Source organism: Sporomusa sp. GT1 (assembly GCF_014634905.1).
GTDB classification, from domain to species: domain Bacteria; phylum Bacillota; class Negativicutes; order Sporomusales; family Sporomusaceae; genus Sporomusa; species Sporomusa sphaeroides.
Genome location: NZ_BMBX01000085.1, coordinates 1 through 331, shown reverse-complemented (window position 1 = coordinate 331; position 331 = coordinate 1). Strand labels below are relative to the sequence as shown.

Sequence of the window (331 nt, the reverse complement as noted above, 5' to 3'; positions counted from 1 at the left end):
GGAGCTAGTGACCGGGATTGAACCGGTGACCTTATCCTTACCAAGGATACGCTCTACCGACTGAGCTACACCAGCATTGGTTGCGGGGACAGGACTTGAACCTGTGACCTTCGGGTTATGAGCCCGACGAGCTGCCAGCTGCTCCACCCCGCGATATTATAGTTATAAAGGATGTTCCTTGCTATCGCCCGGAACTAAGCGACTCACACAAGTTATCGCTTTGCCTGCCGGCTCGCGACAACTTGGTTCGCTGCTTATGGTGGAGGGAGGTGGATTCGAACCACCGAAGTCAAAGACGGCAGATTTACAGTCTGCTCCCTTTAGCCACTCG

Annotated in this window: 2 tRNA genes; both read right to left on the bottom strand. The window is 54.1% G+C overall.

The annotated features are described in order from the left end of the window. Positions 1-2: 2 nt before the first annotated feature. Positions 3-75 (bottom strand) — tRNA-Thr (locus GT1_RS21945). 2 nt (positions 76-77) lie between these two features. Continuing rightward, positions 78-153, bottom strand: a tRNA-Met gene (locus tag GT1_RS21940). Positions 154-331 lie beyond the last annotated feature (178 nt).